At 74.8% G+C, this 21041-nt stretch carries 19 protein-coding genes and 1 pseudogene; 9 read left to right on the top strand and 11 right to left on the bottom strand.

Annotation, left to right across the window (positions count from 1 at the left end; translation table 11 throughout):
- Positions 1–2 precede the first annotated feature (2 nt).
- Entirely contained in the window at positions 3–662 is a 660-nt protein-coding gene (locus ABQ292_RS14515) for a response regulator (protein ID WP_369207540.1), read from the top strand.
- 16 nt (positions 663–678) lie between these two features.
- Here ABQ292_RS14515 and ABQ292_RS14510 read toward each other — a convergent pair whose 3' ends face one another.
- Positions 679–1815: a hypothetical protein gene (locus ABQ292_RS14510; RefSeq protein ID WP_369207538.1), complete on the bottom strand. Its 1137-nt coding sequence runs from the start codon at positions 1813–1815 to the stop codon at positions 679–681.
- Between the two features lie 298 nt (positions 1816–2113).
- On the opposite strand from ABQ292_RS14510, the gene ABQ292_RS14505 reads away from it, so the two are divergent.
- A complete protein-coding gene (locus ABQ292_RS14505) occupies positions 2114–2347 on the top strand; it encodes a hypothetical protein (RefSeq protein ID WP_369207536.1) in 234 nt (77 codons plus the stop codon).
- Positions 2348–2646: 299 nt separating this feature from the next.
- Here the strand turns inward: ABQ292_RS14505 and ABQ292_RS14500 are convergent, their stop codons facing one another.
- The gene (locus ABQ292_RS14500; RefSeq protein ID WP_369207534.1) at positions 2647–4098 is read right to left on the bottom strand and encodes a serine hydrolase domain-containing protein; all 1452 of its coding nucleotides are present in this window, start codon (positions 4096–4098) and stop codon (positions 2647–2649) included.
- 108 nt (positions 4099–4206) lie between these two features.
- Here ABQ292_RS14500 and ABQ292_RS14495 point away from each other — a divergent pair, with 108 nt between their 5' ends.
- Genes ABQ292_RS14495 through ABQ292_RS14485 form a run of 3 tightly spaced genes read left to right on the top strand, consistent with a single transcriptional unit; the run spans position 4207 to position 7711 of the window.
- The gene (locus ABQ292_RS14495; protein WP_369207532.1) at positions 4207–5154 is read left to right on the top strand and encodes a TetR/AcrR family transcriptional regulator; all 948 of its coding nucleotides are present in this window, start codon (positions 4207–4209) and stop codon (positions 5152–5154) included.
- Positions 5154–6074: an ABC transporter ATP-binding protein gene (locus ABQ292_RS14490; protein ID WP_369207530.1), complete on the top strand. Its 921-nt coding sequence runs from the start codon at positions 5154–5156 to the stop codon at positions 6072–6074. The genes ABQ292_RS14495 and ABQ292_RS14490 overlap by 1 nt, the downstream gene beginning before the upstream one ends.
- Positions 6071–7711, top strand: coding sequence for an ABC transporter permease (locus ABQ292_RS14485; protein ID WP_369207528.1), 1641 nt, complete (start codon positions 6071–6073; stop codon positions 7709–7711). The genes ABQ292_RS14490 and ABQ292_RS14485 overlap by 4 nt, the downstream gene beginning before the upstream one ends.
- A gap of 14 nt (positions 7712–7725) precedes the next feature.
- On the opposite strand, the gene ABQ292_RS14480 is transcribed toward ABQ292_RS14485, so the two are convergent.
- A complete protein-coding gene (locus ABQ292_RS14480) occupies positions 7726–7935 on the bottom strand; it encodes a response regulator transcription factor (RefSeq protein WP_369207526.1) in 210 nt (69 codons plus the stop codon).
- A gap of 200 nt (positions 7936–8135) precedes the next feature.
- Here ABQ292_RS14480 and ABQ292_RS14475 point away from each other — a divergent pair, with 200 nt between their 5' ends.
- Positions 8136–8630: an SgcJ/EcaC family oxidoreductase gene (locus ABQ292_RS14475; RefSeq protein WP_369207524.1), complete on the top strand. Its 495-nt coding sequence runs from the start codon at positions 8136–8138 to the stop codon at positions 8628–8630.
- A gap of 166 nt (positions 8631–8796) precedes the next feature.
- On the opposite strand, the gene ABQ292_RS14470 is transcribed toward ABQ292_RS14475, so the two are convergent.
- Positions 8797–9678 carry a LysR family transcriptional regulator gene (locus ABQ292_RS14470; protein WP_369207522.1) on the bottom strand — a complete coding sequence of 294 codons (882 nt, stop codon included), beginning with the start codon at positions 9676–9678 and terminating at the stop codon, positions 8797–8799.
- A 145-nt stretch (positions 9679–9823) separates the two neighbouring features.
- Between ABQ292_RS14470 and ABQ292_RS14465 the strand changes: the two are divergent.
- Positions 9824–10585: pseudogene (locus ABQ292_RS14465) on the top strand (EamA family transporter); the annotation flags it as partial.
- Positions 10586–10707: 122 nt separating this feature from the next.
- Here ABQ292_RS14465 and ABQ292_RS14460 read toward each other — a convergent pair.
- Complete coding sequence (locus ABQ292_RS14460; RefSeq protein ID WP_369207520.1) at positions 10708–11517, bottom strand: IclR family transcriptional regulator; 810 nt, start codon at positions 11515–11517, stop codon at positions 10708–10710.
- Positions 11518–11607: 90 nt separating this feature from the next.
- Here ABQ292_RS14460 and hutH point away from each other — a divergent pair, with 90 nt between their 5' ends.
- Positions 11608–13161 (top strand): histidine ammonia-lyase, encoded by a 1554-nt coding sequence (hutH, locus tag ABQ292_RS14455; protein WP_369207518.1) that lies wholly within the window; start codon positions 11608–11610, stop codon positions 13159–13161.
- A 74-nt stretch (positions 13162–13235) separates the two neighbouring features.
- On the top strand, positions 13236–14906 hold the full coding sequence (gene hutU / locus ABQ292_RS14450) for a urocanate hydratase (protein WP_369207516.1): 1671 nt from the start codon (positions 13236–13238) through the stop codon (positions 14904–14906).
- A gap of 89 nt (positions 14907–14995) precedes the next feature.
- Here the strand turns inward: hutU and hutI are convergent, their stop codons facing one another.
- The 6 genes from hutI to ABQ292_RS14420 form a co-directional block, all read right to left on the bottom strand.
- A complete protein-coding gene (gene hutI, locus ABQ292_RS14445) occupies positions 14996–16195 on the bottom strand; it encodes an imidazolonepropionase (RefSeq protein WP_369207514.1) in 1200 nt (399 codons plus the stop codon).
- Entirely contained in the window at positions 16192–17529 is a 1338-nt protein-coding gene (locus ABQ292_RS14440; protein ID WP_369207512.1) for a formimidoylglutamate deiminase, read from the bottom strand. The genes hutI and ABQ292_RS14440 overlap by 4 nt, the downstream gene beginning before the upstream one ends.
- On the bottom strand, positions 17520–18818 hold the full coding sequence (locus ABQ292_RS14435) for an allantoate amidohydrolase (protein WP_369207510.1): 1299 nt from the start codon (positions 18816–18818) through the stop codon (positions 17520–17522). The genes ABQ292_RS14440 and ABQ292_RS14435 overlap by 10 nt, the downstream gene beginning before the upstream one ends.
- 749 nt (positions 18819–19567) lie before the next feature.
- Positions 19568–19888: a YbjQ family protein gene (locus tag ABQ292_RS14430; RefSeq protein WP_369207508.1), complete on the bottom strand. Its 321-nt coding sequence runs from the start codon at positions 19886–19888 to the stop codon at positions 19568–19570.
- A gap of 199 nt (positions 19889–20087) precedes the next feature.
- Entirely contained in the window at positions 20088–20510 is a 423-nt protein-coding gene (locus ABQ292_RS14425; RefSeq protein ID WP_369207506.1) for a MarR family transcriptional regulator, read from the bottom strand.
- A gap of 131 nt (positions 20511–20641) precedes the next feature.
- The coding region (locus ABQ292_RS14420) for a Rossmann-fold NAD(P)-binding domain-containing protein (RefSeq protein WP_499803396.1) at positions 20642–21041 on the bottom strand (400 nt) is incomplete at its 5' end.

Raw genomic sequence — 21041 nt, 5'->3', positions numbered from 1 at the left:
TCGTGGCGGCGCCGACCCGGATCCTGATCGCCGACGACCAGGAGAACATCCGCAGCGGCTTCCGGCTGATCCTCGACGCCCAGCCGGACATGGCGGTCGTGGGTGAGGCGGCCGACGGTGAGCGGGCTGTCGAGCTCGCCCGCCGACTGCGCCCCGACGTCGTCCTGGCGGACGTCCGCATGCCCCGCATGGACGGCCTCGAGGTCACCCGGCGGCTCACCGGGCCCGGGGTGCCCGACCCGATCCGGGTCATCGTGGTGACCACCTTCGACCTCGACGAGTACGTCGCCGAGGCGCTGCGACACGGTGCGTGCGGCTTCCTCCTCAAGCGCTCCGGCCCGACCCTGCTGATCGAGGCGATCCGGGCGGCCATGGCCGGCGACACGCTGATCAGCCCGCAGATCACCGTCCGGCTGCTCCGGAGGCTGGCGGTCTCGTCACCGGACACCGAGGGTGCGACGGCGACCGGCCTCACGCCCCGCGAGATGGACGTCGCGCGCGCCGTGGCGACCGGCAGGACGAACGCCGAGATCGCCCGGGAGTTGTTCGTGTCGCCTGGCACCGTGAAGACCCACGTCGCCAACATCCAGGAGAAGCTGGGCACCCGGAACCGGGTCGGCATCGCCGCCTGGGTGTGGGCACACGGCCACGCCGTCCCGTAGTCGGCCACGGCGGGCGTCACAGCCGGCCGCAGTGAGGGCAGCGCCCCCGTCGGCGCAGGTGGTAGGCGAAGGTCGAAGCTCCCAGCGCGACGCCCCACAGCGGCCAGAGCAGGCCAGGACCCGCGGTGCCCCAGTCCTCCCCGACGGCTCCCGGGGGCAGGTCGCCCAGCACCAGCGCGCGCAGGCCGCTCAACCCGGAGCTGAGGACGAAGACGGTCACCAGGGCGGCCGGCAGGATCGCCGTCCGCGGCCGCACCGCACGTCCCCGGAGTCCCGGGATCCACCGCGGGTAGACCTCGCCCCACCGCTGGACCAGGCCGAGCGTGAGCACCGCGCCGCCCACGGCGAGGGTGGCCATGAAGGCGCCGGCCAGCCAGATGTCCGGGGAGTCCGCCGACTGCTCACGGAGGAGATCGCGCGTGACGCCCAGCGGGATGCCCAGCGCCCAGGCGAACCTCGTCGTCGCGTACACGAGCGGGACGGCGACGGCCAGGTAGGCCGCCCACCGGCCCCACCGGGCCGCGCACTGCGCCGACGCCCACGTCCCGGTCCGCTCGCTGCGGCCGCAGGACTCGCACGCTGATCGCCCCCGGCGCTGGTGGACGAGCGTGGCGGCGGCCCACAGCAGTCCGCCGGTGACCAGGATCACCTGGTTGACCACCGGCCACGGCAGCTGGCTGGCCACGCTGACGCCGGGCGGCCAGTCGAAGGGTGCCCCGATCAGCACGATCGGCACGTGCGCGGCCGCGATCAGCAGCCGGCCGTCGGGAACGACCAGGGTCAGCACCACGGCAGCCAGCCAGCCCGTTCCTGCCAGGACCGGGGAGCCGGCGTGGCGCGCCCCGCGCGCGACCATCACGACGGCCAGCGCCGCGGAGAGGAGACCGAGGACGGCGATCACCGGGGCCGCCGAGGCCTGACCCACGTGCGCGAGGAGCGACTGCCCGGCGGCGTGCGGGTCGTTCGCCGACCCGAAGGGGAAGCCGCCGCCGCCGGCGGCCCAGTAGACCCCGACCGTGCCGTACGCGGCGGACCAGCCGGCCGCTGCCCAGCCCACCCACTGCGGCCAGCGGTCCAGGGCACGTGGGGATGGCCCGGGCACGCCCTGGGACGGAGGCGTCTTCGCCGGTGCCGCTCCGGAGGGTTCTGTCACGGATCCAGGCTCGGGGTCCCGGCAGGGCGCGAGTACCTGCCGAACGGGGGAGATGGCAACCGTCTGGGGTCCGCCCTCCGCCCCCCGGCACAGGACGAGCACCCGCGCTCCTGCCACGTCGGTCGGCAGACCGTCCGGCGTGCTCCGGTGCGACGCCGAGGCGGACCGGTACGGCCGGTCGGCACGCCCCGGGACGCATCCGGGGAACCGCTCGACGGCCGACGCGCAACGGTCGCCTCGGCGTCGGGTTCCGAGGACCGATGTCCTGTTCGAGGAGGGAGCCCCATGACGACCCCTCGTGCGGCAGCGGTGGGCACGGGTCGGCGCCGCCGCGGCGGCGCTCTCCATCGGCATCGGCGCGCTCGTCACCCTCGACCTGCGGGACCAGCTCTCCGACGACGAGGCGCTCCTCACGCTCGCGGGGAGCGCCGTCGAGGTGGTGGGACTCGTCGGCGCGCTGGCCTGCTGTGGTCTCGTGCTGCGCGAGGCGTTCCGCACCAGGCGGGCCGCCGGTCCCCGCGATGCCCGGTGACCTGTACCGAGGACGGGCCGTCCCCGCCGGCAGCAGTGCACCGGCGGCCACCTACCCCGGACCGCACGGAGGGTCGGCGGCGGGCCCGCGGTTCCAGAGCCGTCCGGAGTCGCCCACCTCGCGGAAGTCGGGGTCGGGGGAGCGGCGTGCCCGGCGCGGCGACCGGCGGGTCCCCGGGGCGAGCGGCTCCGGCTCGCCGGCGACGGCCTCCGTCACGCGCACCACGCCCCACTGGATCGCCGGGCCGGGTGCCGCACGAGCGGGCCGCCGGTGGGGAACGCGGATCCCGCGACGCGTCGTCACGTGGCCCGGCGTACTCGCGTGAGAGCGACGGCTCGGGACAGGGCGACGGCGAGCCCCGCCATCCCCGACACCCCCAGGACCGCGATGACGTCGGGCATGGCGAGGACCAACCGGTACCAGCCGAAGACCCGGCCGGAGAACCGGTCGACGAGCGAGGAGGTCGACAGGGCCAGCACCGTCGGCAGCAGGGGCCAGCCGATGCCCAGGCCTGCCCGCCAGCGCCGCCTCCCGTGCCGGCGGGCCCAGCCGGGGGAGCGCCGTACTCCCGTCAGCCCGACGGCGGCGACCGGGATCACCAGGGCGGCGAGCAGCACGCCGAGGTCGCCGACGCCGAAGCCGGGCTCGGGGACCTCCCCGGCGGTGAGGTGGCGGATGAGCCCGCGCTCGAGGTCGGCCCACCCCGTCAGTGCGTGGTTCGTGCCCGCGAGCACGGCGAACGCGTACCCGCTGTCGGGCAGCAGGACCTGTGCGGCGTGGAAGGTCGAGAGCACGCCGGTGTGCGACAGCACCGCCGGCGGACCCGGATCGAGCGTCCAACCCATCGCGTACGAACCCGCCACTCCGGGCGGTGGCGTGTGGGTCAACCGGAGCCAGCGGGCACCGAGCAGGGAGCGGCCACCGAACCTGCCGTCGTTCTGCTGCACCACCAGCCAGTTGGCGATGTCGCGGGCCGTGGAGAGGACGCCCGCCGAGCCGCCCACGTACCCGTCCAGCTCGTCGCGGGGGACGGGGACGCCGAAGGCCAGGACGTGTCCCTGCGCCAGGTCCGGCGCGACTCCCCGTGCCTCCGTCGAGCCGACCACGGCGGTCGAGTGCGTCATCGCCAGCGGTGCGAGGACGTGTTCGCGCAGATGGTCCCCGAAGGGCCTGCCGGTGACCGCTTCGACGAGGCGGGCGAGTACCGCGTAGTTCCGTTCGAAGTAGTGGAACTGCGTGCCCGGCCGGCTCACCGTCCGGGCGTCGCGCAGCGCCGCGACGGCTTCCTCGATGCTCTCGGGTTGGGGCAACCGCACGTCCGGGAAGCCGGCATCGGCCATCCCGCTGGTGTGGTTGAGCAGGTGTCGCACGGTGATGTGACGCCCGGCAGCGCGGTCGGCCACCGTGAACCCGGGGACGTAGCGCTCGACCGGGGCATCGAGCTCCACCCGGCCCGCCTCCACCAGTTGCAGGACCGACACGGCGGTGAACGACTTGCTCAGGGAGGCCAGGAAGAAAGGTGTGTCCGGCGTGACCGGACGGTCCTGGCCGGCCTGCCCGTAGCCGCGCAGGTGGACGACGTCGTCGCCGTGCGTGATCGCGAGGGAGAGGCCCGGAACGCGATTGGCCCGCATCCACGCGGTGACGAAGCCGTCGATCGGCGACGTCGGTGAGCGGGGCGTCGTCGATGCGGGGATGCCGGCGGGGCCGAGCAGGGCGAGTGCCGCCGCGAGGACCAACGCCGCGCTCACGGCCACGGCCCAGCCTCGGCGCGTCATCGCCGACCGCCGAGCCGGAACAGCTGAGGCCGGCTCCGGTGGTCGGCAGGGCACGCGCCGACCCCCTCCGGCCGACATCGGATGACTGCTGGGACCTGCACGGACACGGACACCCTCTCCCTCCGGGTCCTCGCCCGGACCGACGCACGTCGCAGGCATCGCCGTCGTGGTCCAGGCTCCGGCTCCCGCACACCGGCCGGGCATCTCCCGGACGGCCGAGCAGCGGCAGCCACGGGCGCCGGTCTCCGTCGTCCTGGGGATCCGCGATCGGCCGTTCCAGCGGCGAGCCTCGAGTGGTCGACGGCGCTTCTCGACGGACGGCTCACGACCCACGGGCCGAACCTCTTGCGGTCGACTGAACAACCGTTCAGAGTCTCGACCATGCGTTCAGCGGCGGTGTCGGACCTGACGGCGCGGGCTCGCATCCGCGACGCAGCCATCAGGCGGTTCGGTGCCGACGGGTTCGCTGCACCGGTGCGCGCGATCGCTGCCGAGGCCGGCGTGAGCCCCGGACTGGTCATCCACCACTTCGGCTCGAAGGACGGGTTGCGTGCCGTCTGCGACGAGCACGTCCTGCGGCTGATCCGCGAAGCCGAGACCGAGGCGTTCACGGCGTCGGCTCCGGGGGACCTGCTCGGACACCTCGCCGAGCTCGACCGGTACGCCCCCGTGGTCGGTTACCTGGTCCAGGCGGTGCTGGCCGGCGGTGACCTGGCAGTCACGCTCCTCGAGCGGATGACCCGGGACGCCGAGAGGTACCTCGCCGACGCCGTCGCCGCGGGTCGGATACGGCCCAGTCGCGACCCGTCCCGGCGTGCCGCCTTCCTGGTCGACATCGGGATGGGCGCGGTCCTGTCCTTCGTCCGCCGGCACCCGCCGGTCGACGGCGACTACCGCGCCACCCTCCGCGCGTACGCGAGTGCCAACTCCCTGCCGGCCCTCGAGCTCTACACCGAGGGCCTGCTCACCGATGCCACCGTCCTCGACGCCTACCTGGCGATCGACGATCCACCACCTGGGAGTGAGTGATGTCCGAGGGGCCGGCCGTGGCGATCCGCGGCCTGATCAAGGACTTCGGCGACGTCCGTGCGGTCGACAGCCTCGACCTCGCGGTGGAACCCGGCCAGGTGGCCGGCTTCCTAGGCCCGAACGGGGCCGGCAAGTCGACCACGTTGCGGATCCTGCTCGGGCTGCTCCGTGCCGACTCCGGCACCGTGTGCCTGCTCGGCGGCGATCCCTGGACGGATGCGGTCGCGCTGCACCGCAGGCTGGCCTACGTGCCCGGGGACGTCTCCCTGTGGCCCGATCTCACCGGCGGTGAGGTCATCGACCTGCTGATCCGACTCCGCGGCCGTCCGGACAGTGGGCGCACGACGCAGCTGCTGGAGCGCTTCGAGCTCGATCCGACGCAGCGGGCCCGGAGCTACTCGAAGGGCAACCGCCAGAAGGTCGCGCTGGTGGCCGCGCTCGCAGCCGACGTCGAGCTGCTGGTGCTCGACGAGCCGACCTCCGGGCTGGACCCGCTGATGGAGGCGGTGTTCATCGAGTGCCTGCGCGAGGCGAAGGACGCCGGGCGCGCGGTGCTGCTGTCGAGCCACATCCTCGCGGAGGTGGAGAAGGCCTGCGACACCGTGACGATCATCCGTGGCGGGCGCACGGTCGAGAGCGGCACCCTCGACCAGTTGCGCCACCTGACCCGGAGCACCGTCACGGCGGTGACCGGCGGCGACCCCGCTCCGCTGGCCGCGCTCCCCGGGGTGCACGACCTGTCGGTCGACGGACACGAGGTGACCTTCCAGGTGGAGAACGCCGCCCTCCCCGCGGTCACCGGCGTCCTCAGCGGACTCGACGTGCGGAGCCTGGTGTGCACGCCGCCGTCCCTGGAGCAGCTGTTCCTGCAGCACTACGGCGACGAGCTCGCCCCTCCCGAGTCGGTGGGGATCCGATGAGCACCCGGACGCTGATCGACGCCCCCGGGCCGGCCGCGCCCTCGTACGCCGGCGTCGGCGCCCTGCTGGTGGCGACCCTTCGTCGCGACCGCCGCCGGCTGCTGATCTGGGTGCTCGCCCTCGGCGGCGTGAGCGTGTACTCGACGGTCGCCCTCGGCAGCGTGTACCCCACCGCCGCGGACCGGCAGGCGCGTGCCGCGGTCGTCGACACCCCGGCCGGCATCCTGCTCAGCGGGCCGGGCTACGGCATCCCCGACGGTTACACGCTCGGCGCCATGATCGCGAACGAGCTGAGCCTCTCGATCACGATCGCCGTGGCGGTCATGTCCATCCAACTGGTGGTCCGGCACACGCGGGCCGAGGAGGAGAGCGGCAGGGCCGACCTGATCCTGGCCGGCGCCGTCGCGCGCCGGGCACCGCTGCACACCGCGCTGCTGATGGCCGGGCTGGCCGACCTGGCCGTCGCCGTGATCGTCGCCGCGGGGTTGATCGGCTCGGGGCTGACCGCGCTCGACTCCGTGGCGCTGGCGACGGGGTGCGCACTGACCGGCCTGGTCTTCGCCGGTGTCGCCGCGGTCAGCGCGCAGCTCGTCGGACACGCACGGACGGCGGCGGGTGCGGCGTTCGCCGTCCTGGGGGCCGCGGCGTCGATCCGTGGTGTGGGTGACCTGGTACAGGACGGCGGGAGTGCCCTCTCCTGGTTCTCGCCCATCGCCTGGGCGCAGCAGACCCGCGCCTTCGTCGACCTGCGCTGGCCGCCACTGCTGCTCTCCGCCGTCGTGGCGGCGCTCCTGGCGCTGGTCGCCGTCAGGCTCTCCGGACGGCGGGACGTCGGCGCAGGTCTGCTTCCTCCTCGGCGCGGTCGTGCGGCCGCATCGCCGCTGCTCTCGGGTGTCGCGCCGCTGCTCGTCCGCCTGCAACGGGGGGCGATCGCCGGGTGGGTCCTCGCGCTGCTGCTCGCCGGTGTCGTCTTCGGCTCCCTCCACGACTCCGCGACGCAGATGGTCGCCGGCAACCCGCGGCTGGCCGAGGCGTTCACCGTCGAGGACGGGGCGTCCCTGGCGGACTCCTTCGCCGCGGCAACGGCCTCCTACTTCGGCCTGCTCACCGCGGGATTCGCGGTGGCGTCGGTGCTGCGGCTGAGGAGCGAGGAGACGGCCGGCCGGGCGGAGCTGCTGCTGTCCGCCCCCCTGGACCGGCGACGCCTCCTCGCGTCGGTGCTGGCGGTCACCGGAGGCGCGGCGGCGCTGCTGCTGGCCGCGGCCGGTCTCGGCAGCGGCCTGGCGTCGGCCGTGGTGGCCGGGGACGTCACCTCGGTCGGTCGCGGCCTCGGCGCGGCGCTGGTGCACCTGCCGGCGGTCCTCGTGTCGACCGGCTTCACGGCCCTCCTGCTCGGGCTGGCGCCGCGACTGGCCGGGCTCGCCTGGGCGTTGCTGGTCTACGCCGTCCTGGCAGGCGTGTTCGGCCCGCTACTGGGGCTACCGGACCGGGCGCTGCGGCTGTCACCGTTCGGCTGGGTGCCGGCGGTGCCGGCGGAGGCGGTCGACGTCGGGTCCTTGGCCGGTCTGACGCTGGTCGCGGCAGTGCTCGGGGTCCTTGCGGCGATGGGGTTCCGGCGGCGCGACATCCCCGCCTGAGAGCGTCCCGACGCTCAGCGGCCGCCGCGGCGCACGAGACCGCTCTCGTACGCACGGATGACGATGTGCACCCGGTCGCCCAGGCCGAGCTCGGCCAGGATCCGGCCGACGTCTGTCTCGACCGTGGGTTCGGCGAGGTGGAGACGAGCCGCGATCTCGGCGGTCGTGGCTCCGCGGGCGGTCTCGATCCGTACGTCCCCCGGCTGCGGCCGTCGGGATCGCACCCACGACGGCGAAGCCGCCCTCGTCTGCCACGGCCCTCGCCGCCTCCGCCCGGTGCCGACGTGCCAGGCCCCGGAGCCGCACCCCGAGAGGCAGACCCGACCGGGGACGGCGTGCACCGAACCTCCCGATCGGCGGATGGAGACAGCCGACGGGCTCCCCGATGGTGGAACCCGTCCCACGATCCCGACGGGAGAACGCGATGACCGACCCTGACGACCTCCAGTTGACCCAGTTGTTCCAGCGCATGTGCCAGGCGTGGTCGGACGGCGACGCCGTCGCCTACGGCACCTGCTTCACCGAGGACTGCGACTACGTCTCGTTCGACGGCACCCGGGCGCAGGGCCGCGCCGCCATGGTGGAAGCACATGACCGGCTGTTCCGCGGGGTGCTCTTCGGCTCCGCACTGGTGGGCGAGGTCGAGGCCATCCGTCACCTGGGTGAGGACGTCGCGCTGCTCCACGGGACCGGTTCGGTCCTCGTCGCCTGGCGGACGGAGCTGCCCAAGCGGCGGCTCACCCGCAACACCCTCGTCGCCGTGCGCACCGACGAGGGATGGCAGTTCACCGCCATCCACAACGGCCGCGTCCGGCCGATGGCGATCCCCGCGCCCGACTCAGCGGTCTCCCGCCTGGCGCGGGTCGTGGTGCGCACCTCGTCGGCCGTCGGCCTGGGGCGGACCGGACGAGCCGCCTGAGTCCGCCGCCGACGCCGCGGCGCGGCGTCACCCCGTGGATGCCCCTGTCGCGAGCAGGGGCATCCACGGCTGTGGAGCGCCCAGCGTCACCACCGGTGCGCCCGACGGTGCAGCGACGGGCGTCCCAGGTCAGGCTGCGGGCCTCGCCGATGCGCAGCCCGCGGGGTCAGCGTCCCCGGGGGCCGCCGGGGGTGCCGGATGCGTACTGCTCGCACATGAGTTGCAGGAGCGCCTCGATGTCGGGTGGGGGGCTGTCGGTCCACCAGGTGAGCCACACCGGGACGGGTGGTGCGTCGCGGACGGGCCGGTAGACGACCCCGGGGCGGGGGTGCTGGGTGGCGGTGGCCTCGGCGGTGATGCCGAGGGCCTGGCCGGCGGCGATGACGGTGAGCCACTCGTCGACCCCGCGGACGGTGCGCGTGGCGGCGGGTGCGGCCGGTGGGGCCCACAGCTCGTCGGTGGTGGTGCCGGTGAGGCTGTCGAGGGCGACGGTGCGGCCGGCGAAGTCGTTGAGGCTCACGCTGCGGCGGCGGGCCAGCGGGTCGTCGGCGGCGACGGCGGCGTAGCGCCGTTCGACGCCGAGCAGGGCGGTGCGCAGGCGCGCGTCGCTGACCGGGCGGCGCAGCACGCTGACGTCGGCGGTGCCCTCGGTCAGACCCGCGGTGGGGGAGATGGACTGGACGAAGACCAGCGCCGACCCGGGATGGCTGTCCGACCAGCGCCGCTGCACCGCGGTGGTGTGCCGCCCCAGCGCCGCCCAGGCGTAGCCGATCCGCACGTCGCCGCGGGTCTGCTCGGCGGCGCGCTCGATCGCGGCGACCTCTTCGAGGACCCGCCGTGCGTGCCCGACGACACGGGCACCGACGGCGGTGAGCGACACCTCGCGGGTCGTGCGCTGCAGGACGCGGGCGCCGAGCGCGCGTTCCAGCGCGGCCACGGTCCGCGACACCGACGCCTGCGACACCCGGAGCGTCGCAGCCGCGCCGGTGAACGTGCCGGCGTCCACGACCGCCAGCAGCGCCCGCAACTGCCGCACCTCCACGTCCATACGTCAACCGTATCGCCGGACGCGAGATCGGCATTTCCCTCATGGCGGCGGCGTGCTGATACTCGGGCAGGTGACCACAGCCCGGGCTCGGATCAGCGACCAGCGCACGTGGCGGTCGGGACGGTCGCCACTGCGCGGAGGGGCGATGATGCTGTCCAGCGCGCTCAGCAACCAGGTCGGGGCCGCCCTGGGCGCGCACGCCTTCGGGACGGTCGGCCCGGCCGGCGTGGTGGCGGTGCGCCAGGTGGTGGCCGCGGCGGTGCTGCTGCCGCTCGCCCGTCCGCCGCTGCGGCGGATGACCTGGTCCCAGTGGTGGCCGGTGCTGGTGCTGGCGGTGGTGTTCGGCTGCATGAACCTGTCGCTGTACACGGCCATCGACCGCATCGGGCTGGGGCTGGCGGTGACGCTGGAGTTCCTCGGCCCGCTCGGGGTCGCGCTGGCCGGCTCGCGCTCCCGCCGGGACCTGCTGCTCGCCGGCGCTGCCGCGGCCGGCGTCTACGTGCTGGTCCTGCCCGGTTCCTCCAGCGACCACCTCGGGCTCGCTCTGGGCCTGGCGGCCGCCGCCTGCTGGGCGGCCTACATCGTGCTCAACCGCGTCGCCGGCGCCCGCCTGCCCGGACTGCAGGCCCCGGCCCTCGCCGCCACGGTGTGCGCGCTGGCCCACCTCCCCGTGCTGGTCCTGCTCGCCGCGGACGGCCGGCTCGCCGGCGCACCGCTGGGCTACGCCCTCACCGCCGGGGTGCTGTCCTCGGTCGTCCCCTACGCCGCCGACCTGACCGCGCTGCGCTTCGTGCCGCCCCGGTTCTTCGGGGTCTTCATGAGCATCCACCCCGTACTGGCCGCGCTGGTCGGCACCGTCCTGCTCGACCAGGCCCTGGCAGCGCACGAGTGGACCGGCATCGCCGTGGTCGTGGCCGCCAACGCCGCCGCCGTCGCCACCACGCGCCGCCCTCGTGAGACGAGGGAGCCCGGCGCGGGGAGTGCTGCGCGGAGGGACGCCCACCGCGCGCGGGACCGCCGGTCACGCGCTCACGCCCGTGCGGGGGAGCGGCCTCCGATCCGGCGGGTCAGCTCGGCCGCGGCCCTGGTCACCCGGAGAGCCAGCCGTGTCCGAGCGTCGGTGTCCACGACCTCGGACGGGAAGGTCACGGCGACGCCGGCCACGGGATGCCCGGAGTGGTCGTAGACGGCTGCCGCGACCGAGGCGAAGCCCGGTGTCACGTGTCCGTCCTCGGTGGCGTACCCCACCTGGCGGGCCTCGGACAGGACGCGCCGCAGGGCGGACAACGACGCCGGTCCCGTGCCGTGTCGCTCGACGAACGCGCCGGCGTCGGGGAAGAGCGCGCGGACGTGGGGCGCCGGCAGGTGGGCCAGCACGATCCGCCCGCTGGCGGTGAGCTGGGCCGGCAGTCGAACGCCGACGTCGGTGACCAGGGGAGGCCGACCTGGTGCGCGTTCCTCGACGACGTAGAGGACCTCGCGTCCGTGCAGCACCGCCAGGTGCGCGGTGTGACCGACGGCGTCGACCAGCCGGCCCAGCACGGGTCGGGCCAGCCGGGCGAGCGGCTCCTGCCGCAGGTAGGCCGTGCCGAGCTCGAAGGCGCTCACACCGAGGCCGTACCGGCGTTCCTCGGGCAGGTGGACGACGAAGCCGGCGGTCACCAGCTCGGCCAGCAGGTGGTACGTCGTCGACCGCGGAAGGCCGAGGTCCCTGGCCAGCGCTGCCGCCGGGACCGGTCCGGGCTGGCGCGCCATCGCCTGCAGGACCGCGAGGGCCTGCCGGGCCGCAGGTACTCCTCCGCGGGGCTTCGAGGGGCCGTCATCCGCGCTCGCAGCCACTCCTCCAGGGTATGGCGGTGTCTGGCATCCCGGACAGCACTCCGGCTAGACGGCTGGGATCTGCGCCGTCCGGGGTGTGCCATGGGTCACGTGAGTGCAGAGCAGATCGCAGTGGGCACCGGGCCGGTCGACGCCGACGACGTCGTGCGGGTGGCCAGGCACGGCGTCGGCGTCCGGCTCGCGGAGGACGCGGTGACCGAGATCGCCCGCAGCCGGGAGGTCGTCGAGTCGTTGGCGAGCGACGAGCGGGCGCACTACGGCGTCTCCACCGGTTTCGGCGCGTTGGCGACGACGCACGTCCCCGCCGAGATGCGGGCCCAGCTGCAGCGCAGCCTGATCCGCTCCCACGCGGCGGGCAGCGGTCCGGAGGTGGAGCGCGACGTCATCCGCGCGCTGATGCTGCTCCGGCTGTCCACGCTGGCCACCGGCCGCACCGGCGTGCGGGTCCAGACGGCCCGGGCCTACGCCGCGATGCTCGACGCCGGCCTCACCCCCGTGGTGCGCGAGTACGGCTCGCTGGGCTGCTCCGGCGACCTGGCGCCCCTGGCCCACGTCGCTCTGGCGCTCATGGGTGAGGGCGAGGTGCGCGACGCGGACGGAAGACTGCGGCCGGCCGTCGAGGCCCTGCGCGCGAACGGGGTCGAGCCGGTCGAGCTGGCCGAGAAGGAGGGTCTCGCGCTGGTCAACGGCACCGACGGCATGCTGGGCATGCTGGTGATCGCCCTGGCCGACCTGCGCCGGCTGCTGACCACGGCCGACGTGGCCGCGGCCATGAGCGTGGAGGCGCTCATGGGCACCGACGCCGTCTTCGCCGCGGACCTGCAGGCGCTGCGGCCCCACCCCGGGCAGGCCGACTCGGCGGCCAACCTGCGTGCCCTGCTGGCCGGCAGCGGGGTGATGGCCAGCCACCGGGGGCCGGCGTGCACCCGCGTGCAGGACGCCTACTCACTGCGCTGCGCGCCGCAGGTCCACGGGGCCGCGCGGGACACCGTCGCCCATGCCGACGCGGTCGCCGGCCGGGAGCTGGCCTCCGCCATCGACAACCCGGTGGTGACCGTCGACGGCCGCGTGGAGTCCAACGGCAACTTCCACGGTGCCCCCGTCGGCTACGTCCTCGACTTCCTGGCGATCGCGGTCGCCGACGTGGCCAGCATGAGCGAGCGGCGCACCGACCGCTTCCTCGACGTCGCCCGCAACCACGGACTGCCACCGTTCCTGGCCGACGACCCCGGGGTCGACTCCGGCCACATGATCGCCCAGTACACCGCCGCGGGGATCGTCAGCGAGCTGAAGCGGCTGGCCGTACCGGCCAGCGTCGACTCGATCCCCTCCTCGGCGATGCAGGAGGACCACGTGTCCATGGGCTGGGCCGCGGCACGCAAGCTGCGCCGCGCGATCGACGGCCTGACCCGCGTGCTCGCGATCGAGGTCCTCACCGCCGCCCGGGCTCTGGACCTGCGCGCCCCCCTGGAGCCGGCGCCCGCCACGGCGGCGGTGCGGGACGCCGTCCGGGCGACCGGTGTGGCGGGCCCGGGCCCCGACCGCCACCTCGCCCCCGAGATCGATGCCGTCGTCGAAGCGGTGCGCACCGGCGCCGTCCTCGCCGCCGCCCGGGAGGCCATCCCGGCCCACGCCCTGTCCTGATCCGACCGGATCCGCGCCACCACGGCGGGGTGCCGCCGAACCGGACCACCCACACACCGCGAGGAGTACCCGTCATGAACGGAGCACGGCCGGTCCGCGCCCACCGCGGGACCACGCTGACCGCCAGGAGCTGGCAGACCGAGGCACCGCTGCGGATGCTGCAGAACAACCTCGACGCGGAGGTGGCCGAACGCCCCGACGACCTCGTGGTCTACGGCGGCACCGGCCGTGCGGCCCGGGACTGGGGGAGCTTCGACGCCATGGTCCGCACCCTGACCACCCTGCGCGAGGACGAGACGATGCTGGTCCAGTCCGGCCGCCCCGTCGGGGTCATGCGCACCCACGAGTGGGCGCCGCGGGTCCTCATCGCCAACTCCAACCTGGTCGGGAACTGGGCCACCTGGCCGGAGTTCCGCCGCCTGGAGCAGCTGGGCCTGACCATGTACGGGCAGATGACCGCCGGCTCGTGGATCTACATCGGCACCCAGGGCATCCTGCAGGGCACCTACGAGACCTTCGCCGCCGTCGCCGCCAAGCGGTTCGGCGGCACGCTGGCCGGCACGCTGACCCTCACCGGCGGCTGCGGCGGCATGGGCGGTGCCCAGCCGCTCGCGGTCACCCTCAACGGCGGCGTCTGCCTCGTCGTGGACGTCGACGGGAGCCGCCTCCGCCGCCGGGTCGAGCACCGCTACCTCGACGAGGTCGCCACCGACGTCGACGACGCGGTCACCCGCTGCCTGGCCGCCAAGCGCGACCGGCGGGCCCTGTCGGTGGGGCTGGTCGGCAACGCCGCCACCGTCGTCCCCGAGCTGCTGCGGCGCGGGGTCGAGATCGACGTCGTCACCGACCAGACCTCGGCGCACGACCCCCTGAGCTACCTGCCCGAGGGCGTGGACCTGGGCGACTGGCACGACTACGCCGAGACCAAGCCCGAGGAGTTCACCGACCGCGCCCGGGCGACCATGGCCAAGCACGTGGAGGCCATGGTCGGCTTCCTGGACGCCGGGGCCGAGGTGTTCGACTACGGCAACTCCATCCGCGACGAGGCCCGACTCGGCGGGTTCGCCCGGGCGTTCGCCTTCCCCGGCTTCGTGCCGGCCTACATCCGGCCGCTGTTCTGCGAGGGCAAGGGACCGTTCCGCTGGGTGGCGCTCAGCGGAGCCCCCCAGGACATCGCGGCCACCGACCGGGCCGTCCTCGACCTGTTCCCCGACGACGACCACCTGCAGCGCTGGATCCGCGCGGCCCAGGACAGGGTCTCCTGGCAGGGGCTGCCGGCGCGCATCTGCTGGCTCGGCTACGGCGAGCGCGACCGGGCCGGACTCCGGTTCAACGAGCTCGTCGCCTCCGGTGAGGTCAGCGCGCCGATCGTCATCGGCCGGGACCACCTCGACTGCGGCTCGGTGGCCTCCCCGTACCGGGAGACCGAGGCGATGGCCGACGGCTCGGACGCGATCGCCGACTGGCCGCTGCTCAACGCGTTGGTCAACACCGCCAGCGGTGCGAGCTGGGTGTCCATCCACCACGGCGGCGGCGTCGGCATCGGCCGCTCCCTGCACGCCGGCCAGGTCAGCGTGGCCGACGGGACGGAACTGGCCGCGGCCAAGCTCGCCCGCGTGCTGACCAACGACCCGGGGATGGGCGTGATCCGGCACGTCGACGCCGGCTACGACCTCGCCCGACAGGTGGCCGAGGAGCGCGGCGTCCGCATCCCCGTGCAGGAGGGGGACGGACCGACCCGCTGACGCGAGCGGCGACACGGACGAGTCGGCCGGGCTCGCCCGCCGTGCCCGTGGACGGCGAACGGTCCCGTCGGCGCGCCGGACCGTGCGGGTCATGCCAGGGCGGGGGAGCGGTCGCCGCCCGTGGCCACGCCGCCGCGCCACACCTGCGCCACGAGCGGCACCCCGGGCCGGTAGGACAGGTGCACGTGGGAGGGCGCGTCCAACAGGACCACGTCGGCTCGGGCGCCGACCGCGAGGTGACCGACGTCGGTCCGCCGCAGCGCCCGGGCTCCGCCGAGCGTGGCCGCCCAGACCGCCTCGTCCGGGGTCATCCGCATGTCCCGGACCGCGACGGCGATGCAGAAGGGCATGTTGGTCGTGAAGCTCGACCCGGGGTTGCAGTCGGCGGCCAGCGCGACCGTGACCCCGGCATCGACCAGGCGGCGGGCGTCGGGATAGGCCGCCCGGGTGGAGAACTCCGCCCCCGGGAGCAGGGTGGCGACCGTCCGGCTGGACGCCAGCGCTTCCACGTCGTCGTCGGTGACGTGGGTGACGTGGTCGGCGGAGGCGGCGTCGAACTCGACGGCGATCTGCACCCCCGGCCCGGGACCGAGCTGGTTGGCGTGCACGCGCGGGAGCAACCCGCGGGCGACACCGGCACGCAGGACGGCCCGGGTCTGGTCGGCGTCGAACGCGCCGCGCTCGCAGAACACGTCGATCCACCTCGCCGCCGGCGCGCAGGCCTCGAGCATCGCCGTGCACACCAGGTCGACGTAGTCGTCCGGACGGTCCGCGTACTCCGGAGGGACGACGTGGGCACCGAGGAAGGTCAGCTCGTCGGTGTGCTCGGCGGCGACCTCGAGGCTGCGCTGTTCGTCGTCGACGGTGAGGCCGTAGCCGGACTTGCACTCCACCGTCGTGGTGCCCGACCGCAGCGCCTCGCCGACGAGGCCGGCGGTGGTGCGCGAGAGCTCCTGCCGGGACGCCGCCCGGGTCGCCGAGACGGTGCTGCGGATCCCGCCGGCGGTGTAGGGCCGGCCCGACATCCGGGCGGCGAACTCCGTGGCACGGTCGCCGGCGAAGACCAGGTGACCGTGGCTGTCGACGAACCCGGGCAGGACCGCCCGGCCGCCCGCGTCGACCCGCTCGGCCGCGGCTCCCTCCGGGATGGCACTGCGGGGCCCCACCCAGGCCACCACGCCGTCGTCGAGGACCAGGGCGGCATCGGGTAGCAGGCCCAGGGGGCCCTTCCCGAGGGACGGGTCGTTGGTGAGGAGGCTGCCGATGCCGTCGATGAGCACACTGCTCACGGCAGCACCGCCGAGACGGCCGAGCCGAGAGCCTCGGGGACGTCGTCCACCCGGGTGTGCCGCCCGTCCGCCACGATCCGGCGTCCGCCGACGACGACCTCCTGCACGTCGGTGGCGGTCGCGGCGAACACGAGCGACTCGAGGAGGGTGGCCGGCTGTGCGCCGGCCAGGCGAACCGAGTGCAGCCCGACCGTGACGAAGTCGGCGAGGGCCCCCACGGCCAGGGTCCCGGCGTCCGGCCAGCCCAGGCAGGCGTGCCCGTCCCGTGTGGCGGCGCGGAGCAGGTCGCCGGCCGGCCAGTGGCCGCGCCGCTCGGTCGCCAGCCGCTCGCCGAGCTCCACGCCGCGGGCCTCCTCGAAGACGTCGATGACGGCGTGGCTGTCGCTGCCGACCGACAGCGGCGATCCGGCGTCGGCCAGGGCGCGGGCCGGGCCGATGCCGTCGGCGAGGTCCCGCTCGGTCGTGGGGCACACGCAGGTGGTCGTGGCCGACCGGCCCAGCAGGCCGATGTCGGTGCTCGTCACGTGGGTGGCGTGCACGGCGGTGGACCGCGGGCCGAGTGCGCCGGAGTCGGCGAGCAGCTGGGTCGGTGACCGGCCGGTGGCCGCCAGGCAGTCCTCGTTCTCCGCCCGTTGCTCGGACAGGTGGAAGTGCAGGGGCGCCTGCCGCTCCTCGGCCCACGCCGTGACGGTCCCGATCTGGTCGGCGGGCACCGCGCGCACCGAGTGGAGCGCCGCGCCGGTGCGGGCGTGGGGAGCGCCGCGCAGATCCGACGCGCGGTGCGCCCAGGCCTCGGCGTCCCCGTCACCGAAGCACAGCTGCGGTCCCCGCAGGGCCCGCCCCGCACCGCCGGTCAGGTAGCAGGTGTCGAGCAGCGTGATCCGGATGCCCGCGTCGGCGGCGGCCGCGAGCAGCGCCTGCCCCATCGCGTTGGCATCGGCGTAGGGGGCTCCGCCCGGGCCGTGGTGCACGTAGTGGAACTCGCCGACACAGGTGATCCCGGCCAGCGCCATCTCGGCATAGGTGGCCCGGGCCAGCGCGTGGTAGGAGTCCGGGGTCAGGGCGGCGGCGACTGCGTACACGTCCTCGCGCCAGGTCCAGAACGTCCCACCGGAGTGGTGCGTGCGTCCCCGCAGGGCGCGGTGGAAGGCGTGGGAGTGGCTGTTGGCCAGGCCGGGCACGGTGACGCCCCGCAGGTGCACCGCGTCGGCGGGGCGGTCCGCTCCCGGCTGCACCGCCGTGATCCGTTCGCCGTCGACCTCGATCAGCACGTCGGCTCGGACCTGGTCGTCCCCGAGCCAGGCGTGATCGGCGAAGAACCGCGTCACCGGCATGCGAGGTCCCCGGTGACGAGGTCCTCCAGCACCGTCGCCAGGGCGCGCACCCCGGTCGCGCAGTCGTCAGCAGGAGCGTGTTCGGCCGGGCTGTGGCTGACGCCGGTGGGGTTGCGGACGAAGAGCATGGCGGTGGGCACGCGGGCCGAGAGGACCCCCGCGTCGTGTCCGGCGCCGGTGGGCAGGGCGGGGATGCCGCCGAGCAGGGTGCCGATGCGGTCGCGCAGCCGTTCGTCGAAGCCCACGACGGGGGTGTACGACTCCTGGGACACCTGCACCGTCGTGCCGGAGAAGGCGGCCGCGCGCTCGGCGGTGGCGGTGATCTCGGCGACGAGCCGGGCGACCGTGGCGTCGTCGGGAGCGCGGCTGTCCAGCCAGGCCTCGACGGTGGAGGGGATGGCGTTGGTCCCGTTCGGGGAGACCTGCACCCTGCCGAACGTCGCCACGCCACCGGCCTGGTGGGCGAGCGCACGGGCCGCCAGGACCGTGGAGGCGAACGGCAGCATCGGGTCGCGCCGATCCACCAACCGGGTGGTGCCGGCGTGGTTGGCCTCGCCGTCGAAGCGGCAGTGCCAGCGTCCGTGCGGCCAGATGGCCGTGGCCACGCCGACCGGCTGGTCGTGGTGCACCAGCGACCGGCCCTGCTCGACGTGCAGCTCCACGTAGGTGCCGATCCGGGCGAGGGCTTCCTCGTCCTGGCCCATGGCGGTCGGATCCGCTCCGGCGCGACGCATCGCCTCGGCGAGCGTGACGCCGTCCCGGTCACGCAGCCCCCGCGCCCGGTCGGGGTCGAGCGCGCCGGTCAGCAGCCGGCTGCCGGTGCACGCCACGCCGAACCGGGCGCCCTCCTCGTCGCTGAAGTCCACAACCGCGATCGGGCGCTCCGGAGTCACCCCGCGGGCGCGCAGCTCGTCCACGGCCAGGAAACCGGAGACCACGCCGAGCGGGCCGTCGTAGGCCCCGCCGTCCGGGACGCTGTCCAGGTGGCTGCCGGTCACCACGGCACCGGGTGCCGGCGCGCCCCACCAGGCCCACTGGTTGCCGTTGCGGTCCCGCTCGCAGGACATCCCGCGCCGCGCTGCCTGCTCGGCGAACCAGTCGCGCATCTCCGCGTCCGCCGGCGTCCAGGCGAACCGTCGGTAGCCGCCCGTCGTGGGGTCGCGGCCGACGTCGGCCAGTGCTGCCCAGCTCCGCTCGAGGCTCCGGTCCAGCGACCCGGTCCCCGCCGGCCGACCGCCTTCCGCGGCCGTCGGGTGCTCCTCGTCGGGCGGGAGCTGCTGCGTCTGCATGCTCCTCATCGCACACCGTCCGGGCGCCGGCGACACAGCCCCGCCCGGCCATGACCGTCTCGGATCACAGACGCGCGGAGTCGGAACACCGCGGCGACGCGTGCGGCTGGGGACCTGCGGCTGGGCGGGGCGTCGTGGTGTCCCCGCGTGACCGGGTCGAGGCCGACGTCGCCGACCAGTGTCCCGCCGCCGGCAACGGACACCACCGCCTCACCAGGGCACGACCCACGTGGTGGAGAGCTGGGGTCGCACGAGCCGGCGACGCCCGGCGTCGCCATGGCCGCCAGCGCGTGACCGCTGTGGGCCGGTCCGCTCGTGTGAGTGGTCCTGAACGGAGGTGCCCCCGCGCCGCACGGGCGCCGCGCGTGCTCGGCTCCTACCGCAGCAGCCCGGAGTCCGCCGGTTCGCGACAGCAGCGGCTGCCGCGCATGCTGAGTGCAGCGAACGAGCTCCTGGAGCGCGGGCGAGTTCGTCAGACCCGGCCGCGTTGAGCCCAGGCAGGCCGGGTCGCCCCGCAAGTGACTGCGTGGGCTCCGGATCGCGCGAGCACCCGCACGGACGGCGGCACGCCGCTCAGCCGGCCGCGGCCGCCGGTGCCGCGGCCGCGGGGCCCGGCGGCTGTGGGCCAGGACCACCACCGCAGCGACGGAGCGGAGCGACCCGACCGGTCCGACGGGCGGGGGGTGCAGCACGACGATCGACGACGACACGGGACGGTACCGAGGCATCGAGCTCGGTACCGGGGCTGTTCAGAGCCGGGCCAGCCGACACGCTGTGCCGTAGGCGCAGACCTCGCTCCAGGTGCCGCCCATCTCCGTCGTGTCGAAGCGCATCGCCACCACGGCGTCAGCGCCCTTGGCCTCGGCGGCGGCGGTCAGCCGCTCGAGCGCCTCCTGTCGGCTCTCCTCCAAGTTCTTGGTCAGGCCCTTCAGCTCACCGCCGGTCAGCGACTTCATCGCCGCGCCGATCTGGGCACCCGCGTGACGCGAGCGAACGGTCAACCCGAAGACCTCTCCGAACACCTCCTCGACCCGGTGGCCCGGCACGTCGTTCATCGTCGTGATGAGCACGGGATCACGCTCCCTCGGTATCGGTCCGTGGCGGTGGCGCAGTGCAGTGTTCGCCAGATCGGCGGTCGGTACCAGCGGGTCGGCCCTGCGCTGGAGTGCGGCGGGCTCGTCCAGCAGCGACTCGCGGACCCGCTGGTGGCTTCGCGGCGCGTCTCCCACCCGGTGAGGTCGAGCAGGAGCCCGAGGTGACGTCCGGGTCTCACGCCTCGTCCAGGAAGCCGGCCAGGAGCTCGCGCAGCACGCGCGCTCGGTCTGCTCCCAGGCTGGTCTCGAGCTCGCGCAGGATCGCCGCGGCCTCGGTCGCCAGGGCCATGCCCTCGTCCGAGGGGCGGACCAGTCGGCCACGGCGACGTCGTGGATCGTCTCCGACCTCGACGAGTCCGAGCTGCACCAGGCCGTGGACGAGTTGGTGGGTCGCCTGCCGTGAGTTCCCCAGGCGACGCGCCAGTTCCGCCGGTGGCGTCCCTGCCTCGTCGATGTAGGCGAAGAGCAACGACTGCGCCGACGAGAGGCGAGGCCAACCCCGTCGCGCCAGCTCGGCCAGGGACCGGTGGTCGAACCATCGGCTGGCGAGGAGGAGCAGCAGCGCGAGGGGAGGCTCGAGTTCGCCACCCTTGTCCACCGGGCGAGGGTAGTGAGGTGCGGATCGGCGTCGAGCGACCCGTGCACCGGGCCTGCGTCCCCCGGATGACGCGCCATCGAGCAGCCGTGCTCGCTGGACGCGCTCCGCTGGTCGACGTCTGCGGTGACGACTCACCGCCAGGCGTCGGCGTGTGCCTCGGCGAAGGCGCGCAGGGTCGTGGGGGAGCGGCCGAGCAGCCGCCCGAGGTCGCCGGTGGTGCGGTCGGCCAGGCCGAGCCGGGTGACGGTGTACAGGCCGGTCATGACGGCGGCCGGCCCGGCCGGGATCCCCGACCGGTGTGCGTGCCGGAGGAAGGCGACCGCGCCGGGGTGCCGGTAGACCACCGGCCGGCCGAGCACGGCCGAGAGCGTCGCGGCGACCTCGGACCAGGTGGGCGCCTCGGATGCGGTGAGCTCGTAGGCCCGGCCCTCGTGGTCGCGGCAGGTGAGTGCCCGGACGGCGACCTCGGCCAGGTCGCCGACGTCGACGACGGCGGTGCGGCCCTCGCCGGCGGGCACCGTGATCTCCGAA

The organism is Geodermatophilus maliterrae (genome assembly GCF_041018925.1).
GTDB lineage: Bacteria > Actinomycetota > Actinomycetes > Mycobacteriales > Geodermatophilaceae > Geodermatophilus > Geodermatophilus maliterrae.
Note: the sequence above shows the minus strand (reverse complement) of the source record. Positions and strands in the feature narration are given on the sequence as shown.

What these genes read in the sequence shown, in the direction of transcription:
- ABQ292_RS14485 (WP_369207528.1), top strand. Translation starts at nt 6,071, where the DNA reads ATGAGCACCCGGACGCTGATCGACGCCCCCGGGCCGGCCGCGCCCTCG.
- ABQ292_RS14495 (WP_369207532.1), top strand. Translation starts at nt 4,207, where the DNA reads ATGACTGCTGGGACCTGCACGGACACGGACACCCTCTCCCTCCGGGTC.
- ABQ292_RS14440 (WP_369207512.1), bottom strand. Translation starts at nt 17,529, where the DNA reads ATGCCGGTGACGCGGTTCTTCGCCGATCACGCCTGGCTCGGGGACGAC.
- ABQ292_RS14490 (WP_369207530.1), top strand. Translation starts at nt 5,154, where the DNA reads ATGTCCGAGGGGCCGGCCGTGGCGATCCGCGGCCTGATCAAGGACTTC.
- hutU (WP_369207516.1), top strand. Translation starts at nt 13,236, where the DNA reads ATGAACGGAGCACGGCCGGTCCGCGCCCACCGCGGGACCACGCTGACC.
- ABQ292_RS14470 (WP_369207522.1), bottom strand. Translation starts at nt 9,678, where the DNA reads ATGGACGTGGAGGTGCGGCAGTTGCGGGCGCTGCTGGCGGTCGTGGAC.
- ABQ292_RS14475 (WP_369207524.1), top strand. Translation starts at nt 8,136, where the DNA reads ATGACCGACCCTGACGACCTCCAGTTGACCCAGTTGTTCCAGCGCATG.
- ABQ292_RS14435 (WP_369207510.1), bottom strand. Translation starts at nt 18,818, where the DNA reads ATGCAGACGCAGCAGCTCCCGCCCGACGAGGAGCACCCGACGGCCGCG.